Below are 16,007 nucleotides of genomic sequence, written 5' to 3' on the forward strand. Positions count from 1 at the left end.
CCCGACTAACCGAGTGGGGTAAACTGCGTGCTCAGCCGACGCGGAAGGGGAGCGAGACGATGGTGTCCCAGCGCCGCACCGCGGACGGTCCGACCGCGTCCACCGAGCGATCCCGCATGAAGGCCGAACGCCGGACCAACCTCGTCGACGCCGCCGCCGTTCTGGTCGCCGAGCGCGGCTACCACGGCCTCCGCCTCGAAGACCTCGGAGCTGCCGTCGGAATCAGCGGGCCGGCCGTCTACCGACACTTCCCCAACAAGGAAGCCGTACTCGTCGAGCTGCTCGTCGGAGTCTCCGAGTATCTGCATTCCGGTGGAGCCGCGGTCGTCGCTGCAGGAACACCGTCTTCTCTCGAGACGTTGAGAGCACTGGTCGACTTCCACCTCGATTTCGCCCTCACCTCACCCCGACTCATCGAGATCCAGTTCCGTGACCTCGCCAATCTCCCTGCGGACGCGCAGCGGACGGTGCGGTCACTGCAGCGTCGCTACATCGAGATCTGGGTGCGGACGCTGCGGGAGATCGATCCGGACCGCACCGAGGACGACGCACGAGTACAGGCCCACGCCGCGTTCGGATTGCTCAACTCGACACCGCAGTCCGTGGGACGGGTGTCGATCACCCTCCTGCGGCGTCGACTGTCGAGGATGGTCCTGCGCGCCCTGGAGATCGACGACCTGCCCGACACGTCAACCCCGCCCGTCACGACAAGCCAGTTCACCAGCAGTGAGGAATCAGCATGACCGCATCATCACGCCCCACATCCGTCATCGTGGCGGGCGCACGCACACCCGTCGGCCGCCTCCTGGGGTCGCTGTCGACCCTCTCCGGATCAGACCTCGGCGGCGTCGCCATCGCCGGCGCACTCGAGAAGGCCGGAATCACCGGTGACCAGGTCCAGTACGTCATCATGGGCCAGGTCCTCACCGCCGGCGCAGGTCAGATCCCCGCACGTCAGGCCGCCCACGCCGGTGGCATCCCGCTCAGTGTTCCCGCCCTGAGCATCAACAAGGTGTGCCTGTCGGGTGTCGACGCCATCGCCCTCGCCGACCAGCTCATCCGCGCCGGGGAATTCGACATCGTCGTCGCCGGCGGGCAGGAGTCGATGTCCCTGGCCCCGCACATGCTCGAGAAGAGCCGCAGCGGATTCAAGTACGGCGACGTCACCATGAAGGACCACATGGCCTACGACGGCCTGTACGACATCTTCACCGATCAGGCCATGGGCGCACTGACCGAGGACCGCAACGCCGACACGCAGTTCGTCACCCGCGAGGAGCAGGACGCCTTCGCCGCAGCGTCGCACCAGCGTGCCGCGCAGGCCTGGAAGAACGGTGTCTTCGACGACGAGGTCGTTCCCGTCAGCATCCCACAGCGCAAGGGCGATCCCGTCGTCGTCACCAGCGACGAGGGCATCCGCGCGGACACCACCGCCGAGAGCCTGTCCAAGTTGCGCCCGTCCTTCGACAAGAACGGCACCATCACCGCCGGCTCCGCATCGCAGATCTCCGACGGCGCCGCAGCGGTGGTCGTGATGAGCCGCTCCAAGGCCGAGGAGCTCGGTCTGACCTGGCTGGCCGAGATCGGCGCCCACGGCGTCGTCGCCGGACCCGACTCGTCGCTGCAGTCCCAGCCCGCCAACGCCATCACCGCAGCGTGCGCCAAGGAAGGCATCGCCCCCACCGACCTCGACCTCGTCGAGATCAACGAGGCATTCGCCGCGGTCGGCATCGTCTCCACCCGTGAACTGGGCATCGACGCCGACAAGGTCAACGTCAACGGCGGCGCCATCGCGATCGGTCACCCCCTCGGCGCGTCGGGCGCCCGCATCGCCCTGCACCTCGCCCTCGAGCTGAAGCGACGCGGCGGCGGAACCGGAGCCGCAGCCCTGTGCGGCGGCGGCGGTCAGGGCGACGCCCTGATCCTGCGGGTTCCGTCCGCCTGATCAGTCCGTCTGCGCGCGGAGGTAGCGGCCGAAGTGCGGGACGGTGAACCCGATGGACCCGCGCTCGGCGGAGTAGATCAAGCCCTTCTTGATCAACCCGTCGCGCGCGGGTGACAGCGAGGCGGGCTTACGGCCCAGCTCCACTGCAATCTTCGCGGTGGAGACGGGGCCGTCGTCGCCCGACAGGTCCGCCATCGCGCGCATGTACTCGCGTTCCGCGGGAGTTGCCCTCTCGTAACGGGATCCGAAGAATCCGACGGCCAATTCGTCCTCCGCGGTCGGTGCCGCCACGCGCACGTCGTCGACAGTGATGGGGCTGTCCGCCGCGTGATCCCAGGTCGCCTTGCCGTACGCCTGCACGAAGTACGGGTATCCGTCAGCGGCCTCGTACAGCGCATCCAGTGCCTCGGTCGTGTACTCGACGTCCTCACGTTCCGCAGGAGCGATCAAAGCGCGATCGGCCGAGAGGCGATCCAACCGATCGATGCGGTGGTAGCTGAACAGCCGCTCCGAGTAGCTCTTCGACGCCGACAGCACGGCGGGGAGATGCGGCAGCCCGGCCCCGACGACGATCAGCGGCGCGGCATCCTGACTGAGTTCGTGGCAGGCACCGCAGATGGCCGAGATGTCCTCGGTCGCCAGGTCCTGCATCTCGTCGATGAAGATGGCGATGCCCACACCGACATCGCGGGCGAGAGATGCTGCGTCCATCAACAATTCGACCAGATCGATCTCGATGTCGCCCGTGTCCGCGCGGCCCTTGAGCGCCGGGGCATCGATCCCCGGCTGCCACTTGTCCCGCATCCCCTTGTCGGCCGATGCGCGCAACGCGAACGATTTGAGGACGCCGAGGAACTGATCTACGCGCTCGGGATCACGATGTGCCACAGCGATTTCCCGTACTGCCATGTGCAACGCGGACGACAGGGGACGGCGCAGGTCCTGATCGGGTCGAGCCTCGATCTTCCCGGTACCCCACTTGCGGGAGATGGCGGCCGACCGCAGATGGTTGAGCAACACTGTCTTGCCGACGCCGCGTAGACCGGTGAGCACGACGCTGCGTTCGGGGCGACCGCGAGCGATGCGCTCGAGCACCACATCGAAGGCGTCGAGTTGCTTCGACCGCCCCGCGAGCTCGGGTGGCCGCTGACCGGCGCCGGGTGCGTACGGGTTGCGAACGGGATCCATGACGGGACGGTAGCAACGATCGCAGCCATCTCTGCGACTCTCTAGCGCGTGTCCTAGAACCGAGCAGAAACAGGTGTGTCAAATTTAGATCGTGATCGACTGGCTGGCCACGGCCCCTCAACTTGGGCGGCCAGGGAACCACGGATGGGCAACACCAAAAGCACCGCTATTAGCTCAGCTCCTCACCGTCTGCGGCGCGGTGCTCACCAACTCGATCGAACGGAACCTTGTCGACACCACCCGCGCGTACCGCGCCGAGAAGGGCCCGGCGTGGGTGTTCGACAGCGCAGGCGCTCCAGTTCCAAGATCCCGATATGGACATCGTCGAGTACGCGATCGCGTGCGGACTGCCCCGGTGGATGACACACAACTCCAACGGGAAGCCGAGTGGTGCGCTCGCGGCCGGCCTTCGGGGTCCGGTCATCTACCGTCCCGCTGAGCCCGCCACCACCCGACGCCGCACTTCGACCGGTAGCAGCAGTGCCCGGCCCGCGCGCCGGCGTTGCCCTGTTACCTCACATCATTCAGAATCCTCGGAAGCAACCCTCGCACGTTTGTGCCGCCGACGACTATGCGCCTCCCGCCTCGCCGACTACATTGTCGGCACGCGCTAGCAGTCACCAGTCCCCAGCCAGCAGTCACCAGTAGAGCGCAACGAACCCCACTTCGAGCTGCACCGCCGTTTCGTCCGGTTCCGTACTTGGCGGAGCTAGGACACGGTCGTGGACGGAGACCGCCATACTTGATCGGTTGATGCAGTCAGCTCGTACTCTCTGCAGTATCTCGCGATCACCCTCAGGTCCGGCTACAGCATTTGCCACAGGCTCGAACGCGTGACGGCGCTGTTCTATGGTGGTAGACATAGCAAGGATTGAGGTGGACTCCACAACAGCGTTTTCGACGAGTTGCCGACTAGGTGTGGCACCCGTGGCGCTCTCGTACGCGGCCGCGAAGTCTGTCAGAAGAAGTCGAGCTGTGGCCAGTGGATCGGGAGCCTCGACCACGGGAGTGTCGGCGAAGTTGAGTTGCTCAAATGGAAACACGACTGCATTCCGAAGCCCAGGTGATAGCGATCCTAGCAAATCCGCGATTTTAATCGGGGACCATCGCTCGGTGAGTACCGGCCCTTCGGCGCGCGCATACATAGTGAACACTGATCCCGAAAACAGTGTTCGGCGTAAGTCTCGCCAGAACGATTCAGATTCAGCAAAGCCCACAATTTCAAGGGGCTTGGCGTTTGTCTGCAGTTCGGCGCCAAGTAGTTCGCTCGCAATCACGATCTGCTGGCCGGAAATTTCGACAACCTTGTGACTAGCTGCAACCCCGCGAATAGGCACGAGCCCCACCAGAAGTTCTTTCAACACTTCAATCATTGGCGCCATTTCACGAAACTCTGCCTCCGAAACCCCGAATAAATTCTCCCGCCCATGCATCATGTCGAGGAACGTAGTACCAACAGTAATCATTTCGAAGAATCGATCGGCGCGAACCTCGATTTCCATTTCTACGATGTCGCCGCGGCTTATTTTGTTTAGCGGGACGGCCATCTTGGCTTTTGTCAGCCGTGGTAGTACGTTCTCAAGTTCCCGTAACGTGCTGATAGGTCTACGCGCCTTAGGTTTCGCGCCCGAGATGTCGTGCAGGAGCACGCCAATATCTCTCTGCCAAAGATCACGGAAAGTACTTTGTATTATTGCGCGACGAACGACTTCGTTCGTTGAACTGCGCGATGCGCCTAGACGAGACTCAAGACCAACACCTGCCGCGCCGATCGACGCTCCCACGCTGCGGTCCTCGGTACGTGCGAGGGTCTGGGTAACCGAGTCCTTGATTTCACCTTGTAGACCTGCAAGCAGGCTTACGACGCTGACTTCATCCAGGTATATAAACTCGCGCTGCCGGTCGTGGGGAACGTTGTGCTTCTTGCTCCAAACGGCCATCACTTTTCCTTCACATAGGAATTTCGATCGCGGCCTACTGCCTCGATACCAATCAGTATGTCCTCCCACACGATGGACTTGCGGCGGTCAAGGGTGGCAGCTAAACCAGCCTCGGTCCACACTGCTGCAAGATCAGCCGCCGTCCATCCATCGGTGAACTGGGCAAGCATCGACCAGTCAGGCTGGTCCTCAAATTTGATGTTTCGACTTGATGACTGGAGAATTCGCATCCGGTCCTGCCCCGATGGCAGGGAAAAGACTAGTTTGTGCCCTAGACGTCCAGGACGCAAAAGCGCGTCATCAAGAGCGCCCGGAAGATTTGTTGTTGCAATGATCAGGACTTGGTCGTACGCCACGAAACCATCGAGAAGGGACAAAAATTGCCCGACAAGACGGTTGGTTGACTCGTGGTTGTTGTCTCCACGCTGTGTATACAGGCTGTCGATCTCATCGAAAAATAGGATTGCCGGGCTATTGGATCGAGCATGTTCGAAAATTTCTCGGAGACGACGTTCCGTTTGGCCAACAAACTTGTCGACGATGGCGGGCCCGCCCACGTTGTAGAAAGAGGCATCGAGTTGAGCGGCCAGCGCGCGGGCAAGAAATGTCTTGCCAGTGCCGGACGGCCCACTGAAGAGCATGCCCTTTATCGGATTGACTCCCAATGATCGCAAAGGATTGTCGACCGAGAGCGCAACGGTCGCGAGATCTAAAGCCCGTTTAACGAGCGGGGCGTTACCTCCAAAGTCATCGAGCGAAGTGTCGTTGTCCTCCTTCCGGACAATCAATGACCTGGGGTCAAATTTGTCGTCACTGAGCATGCTCAGGTCGTCGATGGGCTCATCGGCGATGACTTCAACCGGTTGGCCGTCCGGCAAGAGGCGAACCGTTTGCCCCCTGAGGAAGGGGTTCGCGGCGCGCTGTCGGAAGGCGTGGGTCGAGCCAGCTGATTTCACCACGATGTCGTTGTCCCCGGCCCAAACAACTGTGCCTGTACGATCGCCAGCCGGCCATGAATCATAGGGAAGGTTCTCGATCTGCCCGTTCGCGAAAAGGAGAACGTCACCGGGAACAAGGTCTGAAGAAGACAAACCGTTGACGATGCCCGTCCGACCGTCTCGCAGCTCGACTAGGACGGTCCCGTCAACACTGCTCAAAACTCGGAACAACTGCCCCTCTGTGAACTCAACTTCTCCGTCAAACTCGTCAAAAACGCCAGCTGTCATGGGGTCCTTTGAATCAGTCGACGGAACCAGAAGTTCTAGCTATAGTTCAGCCTTTTGGCATATGCCGCTACCCTCGGGGCGCACAATTATTCGTGACTCTAGATCCCGCATTGTCAACATTATCAGAAAGTGTCCACGTCGGATTTTGAGTCTCACATGACTACGAGCGACAAGATGTGTTTCGAACAATGCAGAAGCCATGAGTAGACCTACTCAAAATCAACTTTTCGGCTTACTTTCGGCTAGTTTCTGGATCCACGCGTCAGTGGTTCGGCCGTGCCTCTTGTCGACGGCCATCCGGATCCGCGCAGCCGATGCGCGCTGTGCGTCCGATACCGGATCGGCTTTGCCATCCTTGATCCGGGCGTTCAACGCCGAAAATTTTGCTCGCTGCTCCGACGTGCCTGCCATCGTCACCGCCTCCTCTGTCCTCCACCACTATAGTGCTCGCCTCAGCGAGGACCGTGCACGTCGTCAACATCATTGTCCTCAACCTGCACTGTTGGGGCATCAAGAAGGATCGAGGTTACTGCGCCGACCATCTCCGCTTCAGTGTCAGTCGCCTCTGTCAGAACGACCTCGATGGCCGCCAGACCGACATCTCTATCCGAGCCATTGTCTGACATGGCGAGGTTCAATGCCCACTCGGCTCTGTCCCACCACTCATCTCGTCTCGCTGCCTGTCTCGCAGTGTTGGAAGTGAACCAGGCCGCGGCAAAAGCAATGATTGCGCCCGCGACCGCGAACAGCCCGGCGGCTGGTGGACCGGTCCAAAACTCACGCCAGAACGGACTGTCCAGGACGAAGGGTGGCAGGCAACGGCCGACAAGGGCACCAACAACAGCGGCACCGATTGCGAGCACGATCACCCAGCAGACACGCGAAGTTCTCGCTTCCGGATGCGTGTTACTCATCGCTTCATCTCGTTGTCTCCACGTGCCGTGTCCTCGTCTTGATTCACGCAACTTGGTCGCTTGGAATGTTGCCCGCCCTGGACTCGACGGGCCGCACCCGACCACTATCTCGGTCGAGCCTAACGGTGCCCTTGCGCCAGCTAGGCCAACCTTTACCGCGCGTGGCCATCGCCGACGTCCCGTGCACTTCTGTTGGTCCTGTCCGCCACGGCACTCGGTGACGCGGTTGGTGCGTATTCGGGGCCGTCCCGGTGCGGAGCGCCGCCTACGTTGCCCAGACCAGTCAGCTGGTTGGCTTCCCACGTTTCCGCGGACACACCGTCCGGGCGGCCGTCGGCGCGCGCGATAGTTGCTTGTGGAGCCGAGGTCGGCGCGGGTGAGACCACACTGCGGTCGGCGACCGAGGTGTGCACGAGCTGGGTGTGCAGCGTCGTCAGTTCGCGTTCAGTACTCGAACAAGTTCGTGCGCCTCCTGTGCGTTCCCGGCGGCGCGCTCGGCGTGGGCAAGGGCTTCCATCGTGCGCATCATCTGACGCAGCAGCAGAGCGTTCGCCGCGGGTCGCGAGCGCAACCTACATCACGACCAATGCGGCCCCACCCGCCTGACGTCGTTCCGGGTCCGGGGTGATGCGTTGGTGCGCCGGGATCTGAGCGGTCTGCGACAGAGCCGCCACGGCTTTCGCCAACGGTCCCGGTGTCGGCTCGGTACGCGCGGACCAAGCAGCAAACACGCCTGCGGTGCGGCCGGCTGCGCGCGCCCACTGTGCGGTGTCCTCGACCGGAATCGACGTCAGGCAGATGTTCCACTTGCCGATATCTTCTGCCGCGCGCACCAACAATTCCGGGCCGAGCGGCGTGCGTTCGCGCCCGGTGGTGATGGTCACCGCCGCGCCCCGACGCGCGGCTGACCACTCCGCTGAAGCGTCCTGCCGTGCGGTCCCGGTGGCGTCCCATTCGTCGCGCAGCCGCGGCAGCGTCAGGTCTTTCGCCAACCGACCACGGTGGCGGGTGGTTCCGGTGTCGTAGCGGCGGCGAGCAGTGCCAGACGTTGCGGTCACTAGTGGCGTCGGCTAGCGCCACCGACCGGGACGTGCCAATGTCGATCGCCGCGTTCATCTGACGGCGGTTCGTGTACGAGATCTCGGCGCCGAACACGACCCGCGCCGTGTCGATCTCGTCCGCCAACCCTCGGCGAGCGAGAGCTCTCCGGCCGGTGCACGCAGAATCACGCTCTCGTGGCCGGCGACGACGTGCGGATTCTCGTGCTCGTTCGACCGGCCGGGACCGGCGAGGTACGACACCAGTCCCGTCATCTTGGCGCCGCGCGTGATGTTCGGGATCACGTACCGGTCAGCTCTCGCGGCAGAATGCGGATCCGGTCGAAGACCCGGAGCAGCGACGCCAGCGTCGCCTCCGTCTCCGGCGCCAACTGCCCCGCCGCATTGGCGACCTTCGCGAGCTGGTTGACGTTGAGCCCGAGCGCCGCGATGAGCTTGGTCACCCGCAGGTCTACTAGGATACTTGAGGTGACGGACGACACGGCCAAGCACGTATTCATCTCCTACGTCCGCCAAGACAGCGACCAAGTCGATCGACTGTGCAAGCTGTTGGACAAAGCGCAAATCCCGTACTGGACTGACCGCTCGAAGCTTGGGCCCGGTGACTCTTGGAAACGGAAAATTCGAGATGCCATTCGCTCAGGGTCTGCCGTTTTCCTGGCATGCTTCTCGGAGAACCAGCGGTCGAAAGACACTTCGTACATGAACGTTGAGTTGACTGTCGCAGTTGAGGAGTATCAGCAGCGGCCTCCCAGCCGAACCTGGCTGATCCCGGTTCGCTTCGACGACGTGGAAGTGGAGGACTGGGATCTCGGAGCCGGCCGTTCGCTCCGAGACATCAATTACGCGGATCTCTTCGGTGACGACTACACGGCCAACGCCGTAGGTCTGGTCACGACGATCACAGAAGTTCTCGGCGGACCACGCCCGGACGCGGCCACAGTGCGAGCTTCGGTCGATGAAGCCGCGGACACTGACCGTCCAACAATGCTGAGGACCCTGACCAAATCGTTGATCCTTGAGCCTCGCAAACGGATCGAACTGAACGACCTGGTCCAAGCTGAGACGCAACGAATCCTGACCGAGCTCAAGTCACCAGGACGTTTTCCGACGTCATTTCCCGCTGGCACGGAGGATGTCGACTATGCAGTAGCCGCGACGGCCGAGGACTACTGGAAGTTGGTCGAGCCGCTCTGCTGGTCGATCCAGATTGCCGCGCGATACTCTGAGTCTGCTGAACAACTAACTCCGTGGATACGCGCGATGACGGCGTTGCATTCGTACGGCAACGAACAGGTCAGCGGTAGCAGCGCCCTTATAAAGTTGCGCCTCGTGCCGTTGCTGGCGTGCGTGGTTACCGCGGCGGTGGCGGCAGTCGGCGACGAGCGGTGGACGAACGTACGCGCCTTATTGGTCGACTGCAGTGTCAAGATCCGATACGGCGACGCGAGAACAGAACCCATCTCGGAATCGGTGGACTTCTACGCACCGTTCACCGACGCCGGGCAGTTAGCTCCAAGCGCACTCGCCTATGCAGCGGACGGTGACACATACACCGTCCAAACTGCATTGGATGCGATGCGACGCGATCGCCAAAATAGTCCTTTACCGCGGCGTCTGCAACCCGTGGCTGATTGGATGTTCGAGATCATGAAGCCACTCTTCGTCGAGCAATTCCCGGGCAACGACGCGTACGAGGAAGCATTCGAGCAAGCTGAAACGATGCTTGGCTTAATAACCCAAGACAGCATCACCAACTTCAAGGCGCTGCACCCCGAACTCACGTGGCTGGGCGGGACTCGCTGGTTCGGTCGCGCCACCTGGCGAAATCGTCACTCCGATTCCCCGCCCGTAGCAGAATTCGCCGAGCGGTTGACCACAGATGGTCACCTGTACGCGCCCCTACGCGCCGGTCTGTTCGGTGGTCAGATCGAGCGTGCCAGAGAGGCGGCTAACGCGTACGCGGAAGACTTTCAGAAAGTTTCACGGAACCGTTGGTGACCTCCGCGCCTGGGGTTCGAGTACGGGTCAGGGCCGACCGCATGTACCCGGAATGGACGAGTGCGGTTCAGCTCCGTGAAGTGAGGGATGATCGGGAGGCCGTGCGGGCCGCCCCGGTCAGTCCCCTTTATGGGTGAGTCGAGCGGTCGCTTGCGCAGCAGGCCGACTCACGGTGACTCACCCGGACTGACTAACTCCGAAAGGCCCGCATCATGTCTGTCACCACTGTCACCACTGTCACTCCTGTCGACCCGGCCGCCGTTCGCGCCGCCGCAGAGGCCGCATTGAACGACCGCCTCGCCCACATCGACACCATCGTCACGGCGCAGAACGACCGCGCCGCCGCCGACAACGAAGTGCGCATAGCACAGGCACGGGTAGCGGGGCTCGCGGCCGCCGCGTGCCGCACCGCAGTCGCTTGCGGGCGGACCGTCCCGAGCTCCGCAAGGCGGGCCTGTCCGTCCCGGACTCCGTTGCCCGACCCAGCAAGCGCGCCACCCGCACCACCGGCGGCCGCGGACGCGGCACCGACACTGCGTCCGGCCGGCCCCAGGACACCAGGGACCGCGGTGGTGAGTGGTTCGCGACTGATGCAACAGCGCAGCGGCGCGGACCGGTCGCACGGAATCCGGAGGCATGAGCCGCCTGTCGAACAGTCGAGGGTTCCGACCGCTGGGCCCGTACCCTGCCCCGGCACCGGTGAATGTGGTCGGCGTTGTCGTTGTGGGCATACCCGCTGATCGGTGCCGGATCGGCTGGTGTGCTGGCCCCTCAGTTCGCGTCCTGTAGGGGCCCGCCGTGCTCGGGCGGTGTCTGACTGCCACGGTGTTCGCCAGTGCGCCTCTCGGCAGGTGGCCGCTCGTAGCGGCGAAGGGGTGGTACCCGGGGCATTGGGATCGAACACCGTCGATCCGAGCAACGACGTGGGCCTCGGGTGTATACCGGTGTCGGCGGCAACACGGCCGGAGTGTGGTTGGGTGACGCGCATGACGAAGCTGATGGCGTGGGCTGCCCTCGCGGGTGCGGTTATCGGTCTGGTTTTTCTGGGCGCCGAGGGCATCGCCATGAACACCGATGGCGGGTCTGTTGTCGTGTACGAGGGCTCGTACGAGCCGCTGCGCGGCGTCGAGATGATCCGGGAGACGCCGGAGGACGTCTCTCGTGCATTGGAGGATGCACTGAACTGGTGGAACCAACTGCCGCTCCCGTGGTGGGCCTACCCGCTGATCGGTGCCGTATCAGCTGCGGTGCTGTCGACACCGTTCGCGATCGCCGGAGTTCGGCTGGGTCGTCAACGGCGGTGAATAGCGACCTGAGTCCGACTGTGCCGCTTGCTGTCGACGTGACCTGGATGGTCTGTGTCCTGTTGTGGGCCGTCTCGACGGGCATCGCTGTCGTGTCGATCACGCGAGCTCGGCACAGCCGGGAGGGCGCGAAAGCGTAGTGGAGCCTGTTCGTGATCGCCGTCCCGTTCATCGGAGCTTTGGCGTGGTTCTGGCAGCGCCGACCTGAACGATGAACTCGACCGCGAGCGCCATCACCAGAGCGCAACTAATGTCATCCGGCCGGTCGCGATCAGAACCGGGCGTGTTGCGCCTCTTCGGCGGTCTGATCGCGGGCGGTGCACCAGAGGGTATCTAGATGCCGGGCAACGCGAGGGTGTACCTCAAGGGTGCCCCAGTCGGCGCCTTGTGCGTGTTCGGCGTCGAGCCACCGGCCGGCGCCCTCACCGTCCGCGGTGAGCGCCCCGTCGGCAGTGACGTACCGGTCCGGTCCCGCAGCGTCGGCGGTGTTGTCGCCGTTCATGTGTGCGCTCCCCCGGCTTGGAAGGTGTTCAGCCGCTTACAAGCTGCCCGCTGCATGGTGACGAGTTCGACCATGTAGTCGAACAGTTCCTCCTCGGGGCCTTGTTCGGCGGCCTGGATGAGCCGCTGCCCGGTGATGTGGAACGACCGCCGGTACGACTGAGAGAGGACGATGTCGGCGTAGTGCACGGCGGCGGAGGATCCGGTGGTGTCGGCGGTGACGACGTCCGCCAACGCTCGGCGCAGCGGTGCGCCCTTCTGACCCCTGGTTTTACGCAGGACGGCGGCGACGGAGGCGGGGCCGTGCGTTTGTCCACTGGTGACGAGTCAGCGATGGCGGTGAAAAATTCGGTGTAGGCGGGTTCGGAGAAGTCGGCCGGTACCCAGGGCGTCGGTGACCTGGACGGCGGTATCGGTGTCGACGCTCCACATGAGCGCGCAGAAGGTCAACTATTCCGGGGCGGTCCGCGGGTCGAGGCCGGGAATGTCGAAGGCGCTGGTGGTCTCGGCGGCGAGGTCCGATTCGCTCTCTAGCGCGATGAATACCGAGCCCTTGCCTGTGACCTCGATGAACGGTTAACCTGGAGCCATGTCGCGCATTCTCGTAGTTCGCCGCCGCAGCGGGGTCTGATCTCGGACCGACCCCCCGCTGCGGGTCGTCGGGTTGCGTGTCGGTCCTTCCTCTTCTCGGAAAGACCTCGCCATGAGTACCAGCGCACATTCCTTCACGCCGGATTTCTTCTCGCACAATTCGGCTGCCATTCATGCCTCCTCACCCTTGCCGCACGGTTTGCGCGCGGAAGCTGACGGCATGTTCTTCGCAGAGTTCGCCCGCACGTATTCGCCGACTACAGGTCCGATCCGGCTGGGTTCCGCGGAGTGCGCTCCGAAGGGCGCGGGCCGGTTCGAATTCACGGCCACTCTCGCCGTCGGCGACACGATCCGTAGCTCGTCGGTGACCTGCCACGGCCCCGCCGAAGCATTCACGTCGATGCTCTACGACGCCGGGGTGAACCTCGAGATCCTCTCGTTCCACCAGCAGATCACCGAGACGGGAATCGTCACGTTCATTCGCGGACAGCAGGATTCACGCATCGCGTGGGCGATGGGCACCGGATCGAATGCGACCGAGGCGACCGCGAAGGCCCTGGTGGCCGCGGCCAACCGCACCGCCTGAGTCAGGAGAGCAGTCGCGCGAGTGCGTCGTCCCAGTCGCGCTCGCGCGTCCGGTCGTAGACGCGCACGAGGGCCGAGCGAGTGACGACCAGGGCCAAAGCGATCAGGCCGATGAGGGCTCCCGCGCCGAAGACGCTGACAACGGCGACGTCGACACCTGTCGGCGGCGGCGATGTCCGACGGCCCTGGTCGTCGACGGTGATCGGCAGGGTCGTCCCCGCCGGGCTGTGGGCTGCAACCGGGACGGACCCGACGTGCTTCGTACCGTCGAGGGTCCACGTCGCGGGAGTGAGCACCGTCGGCTCGACGGGGGAGAACTGATCGGATGCCACCACACCGGCAGGCGCCTCGATGGTCGTCGACGCCTGGACCGTCGAGGTCCTGGCGGCGAGTTCCAGGGCGGACGACTGCTGCGAGTGGAAGAGAGTCACGCCGACCACGACGGCGAACGGCACGGACATCAGGAACAGCGTTACCAGGATCCGGTGCATGCGCGCCTCGGCTCGGTCGACGGGACGCATCAGCGGATGTCGAGAATCGAGCGGTCGTCCGGACGCATCCGTCCGACGTGCAGTTCTCTTGTTGTCCGCCATGTGGATGTCCTGACTGAGTGTCGCGCCGCGAGCGGCGTCCGAGGTTCCGACCTCTACCGAGGGTCCCGTCCCGTCGACGTCCTCGCAAGGTAGTTCGTTTCACATCACATGTGTTCCCGGTTACCCGAGGTGCTTTACCGTTACCGTCTGTCATAGTAATCTGTGTAAGCCGGACCACAGCCGGTGATCATGCATCGAAAGGACCTGCCATGACGGCCGACGCCGACAACTTGGTGCTGCAGGCACGCGACGTCCATTTCGACTGGGACGACCTCCCGATGCATTGGATCCCCGACGAGCCGTTCTCCACACATGCGCTCAACGTTCTGCATCTGCTGCTGCCCGCCGGCGAGGAATGGTTCGTCGAGACGTTCCGTCAGGCACTGCCCTTCATCGAGGACGAGAAGCTCCGCGACGACGTGATCGGCTTCATCGGCCAGGAAGCGATGCACTCGTCCGCCCACTCCGGCGTTCTCGAGCACCTCCAGCGCAGCGGCCTCGACCCCACGCCGTTCACCGATCAGATGAACTGGGTCTTCGGCAAGGTTCTCGGTCCGCGGCCCGTCACCAGCAGCCGCGAGAAGAACTACCTGGTCGAGCGGCTGGCCATCATTGCCGCCATCGAGCACATCACGGCCTTCCTGGGCGACTGGGTGCTCAATGCCGAGGGACTGGACCGCGCCGGCATCCACCCGACCATGCTCGACCTGCTGCGCTGGCACGGGTCGGAGGAAGTCGAGCACCGGTCCGTCGCCTACGAGACGATGCGCTACTTCGATCGGCGTGAGGTCCGCCGGCTGCGGACGCAGGCCCTCGCCGCACCGCTGCTGGTCTACCTGTGGATCCGCGGCACCCGCTTCCTGATGCAGAACGACCCGACCCTGGCCGATGCACCCGCGTCGCATCGCCGACCCACGCCACTGGCATGGCGTCGTGCTGCCAAGAAGGGCACGGTGCCGGGGCCCATCGATCTCGGCCTGCGGCTCTCCCGCTACTTCCGACGCAGTTACCACCCCAGCCAGGAAGGCTCGACCGCTCAGGCCGTCGCGTACCTGGCCTCGTCGCCCGCCGCGCGGGCCGCGTCGCGATGATCGACGCGCCTCGCGACCTCCGGGGCCGCCCACGCTCGGACCGGGCTCTCGGTCTCATCGGGCTCGTGGTCGGTAACTACCTCGGCGCCCTGTCGCGCATGCCGTACGACTCCCGGGTCGCACTCCGCCCGCCGGACACCGCGGCGACTCTCGTCGTCGATGCGGCCGTACCGATCACCGCCGACGGTGACGTCGTGCAGATCGACCTCGTCGACGCCGGCGGCTCTCCGCTGCCTCGGTGGCAGCCCGGGTGCCACATCGACATCCACCTCGACGGCGACGCGAACGGACCGCTCCGACGGCAGTACTCGCTGTGCGGCGACCCCGAGGACACCTCGCGCTACCGGATCGCGGTGCGCCACATCGGGGCCGTCTCCGCTCGGATGCATGCACTGCGCGTCGGCGACACCGTGACCGTGCGCGGTCCACGCAACGCATTCCTGTTCGCCGGGGAACCCGCCGTCCACTTCGTCGCCGGCGGCATCGGCATCACCCCGATCCTTCCGATGGTCCGCGCCGCGCGCGATGCCGGCCTGGACTGGACCTTCGTCTACTGCGGCCGCTCCCGGGACAGCATGCCGTTCCTGGAGGAGATCGAGAGCTGGGGCTCCTCGCGCGTTCGCATCCTCGACGGCGGAATCCCGACTGCTGCAGATCTTCTGGGCGCCGCGCCGGCGAACTCGGCCGTGTACTGCTGCGGCCCGACACCCATGCTGAACTCGGTGCGGACCTCGTTCGCCGACTGCGGGGCGTCCGCCCTGCACTTCGAACGGTTCGGAGCACCCCCCGTCGTGGGTGGAACCCCGTTCACCGTCACCCTCGCACGCAGTGGGCGCACCCTCGAAGTACCCGCGGACCGGTCGGCGCTGTCCGTCATCGTCGACCAGGATCCGACCGTCGCCTACTCGTGCCGCCAAGGATTCTGCGGTACCTGCAAAGTGCGCGTCCTGGCCGGCGAACCCGACCACCGCGAGACCCGACTCGATCCCGCCGAACAGCGAGAGCACATGCTGCCGTGCGTCTCTCGTGCATACTCCGACACGTTGACCCTCGACCTCTGAGAGAAGAGA

Annotated in this window: 16 protein-coding genes; 7 read left to right on the forward strand and 9 right to left on the reverse strand. The window is 64.1% G+C overall.

Annotated features, from left to right (window positions below; translation table 11 throughout):
- Positions 1 to 59 precede the first annotated feature (59 nt).
- Positions 60 to 743, forward strand: a complete 684-nt coding sequence (locus tag ASG64_RS14085) for a TetR/AcrR family transcriptional regulator (protein ID WP_056074110.1) — start codon at positions 60 to 62, stop codon at positions 741 to 743.
- Positions 740 to 1,945, forward strand: coding sequence for an acetyl-CoA C-acetyltransferase (locus tag ASG64_RS14090; protein WP_056074111.1), 1,206 nt, complete (start codon positions 740 to 742; stop codon positions 1,943 to 1,945). Before ASG64_RS14085 ends, ASG64_RS14090 begins: the two co-directional genes overlap by 4 nt.
- Here ASG64_RS14090 and ASG64_RS14095 read toward each other — a convergent pair whose 3' ends face one another.
- From ASG64_RS14095 to ASG64_RS21640, 6 genes are all read right to left on the reverse strand, one after another.
- A complete protein-coding gene (locus ASG64_RS14095; RefSeq protein ID WP_042576278.1) occupies positions 1,946 to 3,133 on the reverse strand; it encodes an AAA family ATPase in 1,188 nt (395 codons plus the stop codon).
- Positions 3,134 to 3,771: 638 nt separating this feature from the next.
- Positions 3,772 to 5,073: a DUF6414 family protein gene (locus tag ASG64_RS14100; protein ID WP_156388378.1), complete on the reverse strand. Its 1,302-nt coding sequence runs from the start codon at positions 5,071 to 5,073 to the stop codon at positions 3,772 to 3,774.
- Positions 5,073 to 6,299: an ATP-binding protein gene (locus tag ASG64_RS14105; protein WP_056074113.1), complete on the reverse strand. Its 1,227-nt coding sequence runs from the start codon at positions 6,297 to 6,299 to the stop codon at positions 5,073 to 5,075. The genes ASG64_RS14100 and ASG64_RS14105 overlap by 1 nt, the downstream gene beginning before the upstream one ends.
- A gap of 452 nt (positions 6,300 to 6,751) precedes the next feature.
- Positions 6,752 to 7,213 carry a hypothetical protein gene (locus tag ASG64_RS21635; RefSeq protein ID WP_156388379.1) on the reverse strand — a complete coding sequence of 154 codons (462 nt, stop codon included), beginning with the start codon at positions 7,211 to 7,213 and terminating at the stop codon, positions 6,752 to 6,754.
- A 572-nt stretch (positions 7,214 to 7,785) separates the two neighbouring features.
- Positions 7,786 to 8,205 carry a hypothetical protein gene (locus ASG64_RS14115; RefSeq protein ID WP_056074115.1) on the reverse strand — a complete coding sequence of 140 codons (420 nt, stop codon included), beginning with the start codon at positions 8,203 to 8,205 and terminating at the stop codon, positions 7,786 to 7,788.
- Positions 8,206 to 8,552: 347 nt separating this feature from the next.
- Positions 8,553 to 8,714 (reverse strand): plasmid mobilization relaxosome protein MobC, encoded by a 162-nt coding sequence (locus ASG64_RS21640; protein ID WP_162245392.1) that lies wholly within the window; start codon positions 8,712 to 8,714, stop codon positions 8,553 to 8,555.
- A gap of 25 nt (positions 8,715 to 8,739) precedes the next feature.
- On the opposite strand from ASG64_RS21640, the gene ASG64_RS14125 reads away from it, so the two are divergent.
- Together ASG64_RS14125 and ASG64_RS14130 are read left to right on the forward strand one after the other, a co-directional pair.
- A complete protein-coding gene (locus ASG64_RS14125) occupies positions 8,740 to 10,272 on the forward strand; it encodes a toll/interleukin-1 receptor domain-containing protein (protein ID WP_235579593.1) in 1,533 nt (510 codons plus the stop codon).
- A 977-nt stretch (positions 10,273 to 11,249) separates the two neighbouring features.
- Positions 11,250 to 11,576: a hypothetical protein gene (locus ASG64_RS14130; RefSeq protein ID WP_156388381.1), complete on the forward strand. Its 327-nt coding sequence runs from the start codon at positions 11,250 to 11,252 to the stop codon at positions 11,574 to 11,576.
- Positions 11,577 to 11,847: 271 nt separating this feature from the next.
- Here the strand turns inward: ASG64_RS14130 and ASG64_RS14135 are convergent, their stop codons facing one another.
- Both ASG64_RS14135 and ASG64_RS14140 read right to left on the reverse strand, forming a co-directional pair.
- Positions 11,848 to 12,078, reverse strand: a complete 231-nt coding sequence (locus tag ASG64_RS14135) for a hypothetical protein (protein ID WP_056074123.1) — start codon at positions 12,076 to 12,078, stop codon at positions 11,848 to 11,850.
- Positions 12,075 to 12,311 (reverse strand): hypothetical protein, encoded by a 237-nt coding sequence (locus ASG64_RS14140; protein ID WP_056074125.1) that lies wholly within the window; start codon positions 12,309 to 12,311, stop codon positions 12,075 to 12,077. Before ASG64_RS14140 ends, ASG64_RS14135 begins: the two co-directional genes overlap by 4 nt.
- Positions 12,312 to 12,780: 469 nt before the next feature.
- Here ASG64_RS14140 and ASG64_RS14145 point away from each other — a divergent pair, with 469 nt between their 5' ends.
- Complete coding sequence (locus ASG64_RS14145; protein WP_042576279.1) at positions 12,781 to 13,254, forward strand: alpha-isopropylmalate synthase regulatory domain-containing protein; 474 nt, start codon at positions 12,781 to 12,783, stop codon at positions 13,252 to 13,254.
- A gap of 1 nt (position 13,255) precedes the next feature.
- Here the strand turns inward: ASG64_RS14145 and ASG64_RS14150 are convergent, their stop codons facing one another.
- Positions 13,256 to 13,846, reverse strand: coding sequence for an Rv1733c family protein (locus tag ASG64_RS14150; RefSeq protein WP_156149009.1), 591 nt, complete (start codon positions 13,844 to 13,846; stop codon positions 13,256 to 13,258).
- A 209-nt stretch (positions 13,847 to 14,055) separates the two neighbouring features.
- On the opposite strand from ASG64_RS14150, the gene ASG64_RS14155 reads away from it, so the two are divergent.
- Positions 14,056 to 14,937, forward strand: a complete 882-nt coding sequence (locus ASG64_RS14155; RefSeq protein ID WP_042576281.1) for a metal-dependent hydrolase — start codon at positions 14,056 to 14,058, stop codon at positions 14,935 to 14,937.
- Complete coding sequence (locus ASG64_RS14160; RefSeq protein WP_056074127.1) at positions 14,934 to 15,998, forward strand: PDR/VanB family oxidoreductase; 1,065 nt, start codon at positions 14,934 to 14,936, stop codon at positions 15,996 to 15,998. Before ASG64_RS14155 ends, ASG64_RS14160 begins: the two co-directional genes overlap by 4 nt.
- The last annotated feature ends 9 nt before the right edge of the window (positions 15,999 to 16,007 follow it).

The sequence above is a fragment of the Rhodococcus sp. Leaf247 genome, assembly GCF_001426185.1.
Taxonomy (GTDB): Bacteria; Actinomycetota; Actinomycetes; order Mycobacteriales; family Mycobacteriaceae; genus Rhodococcoides.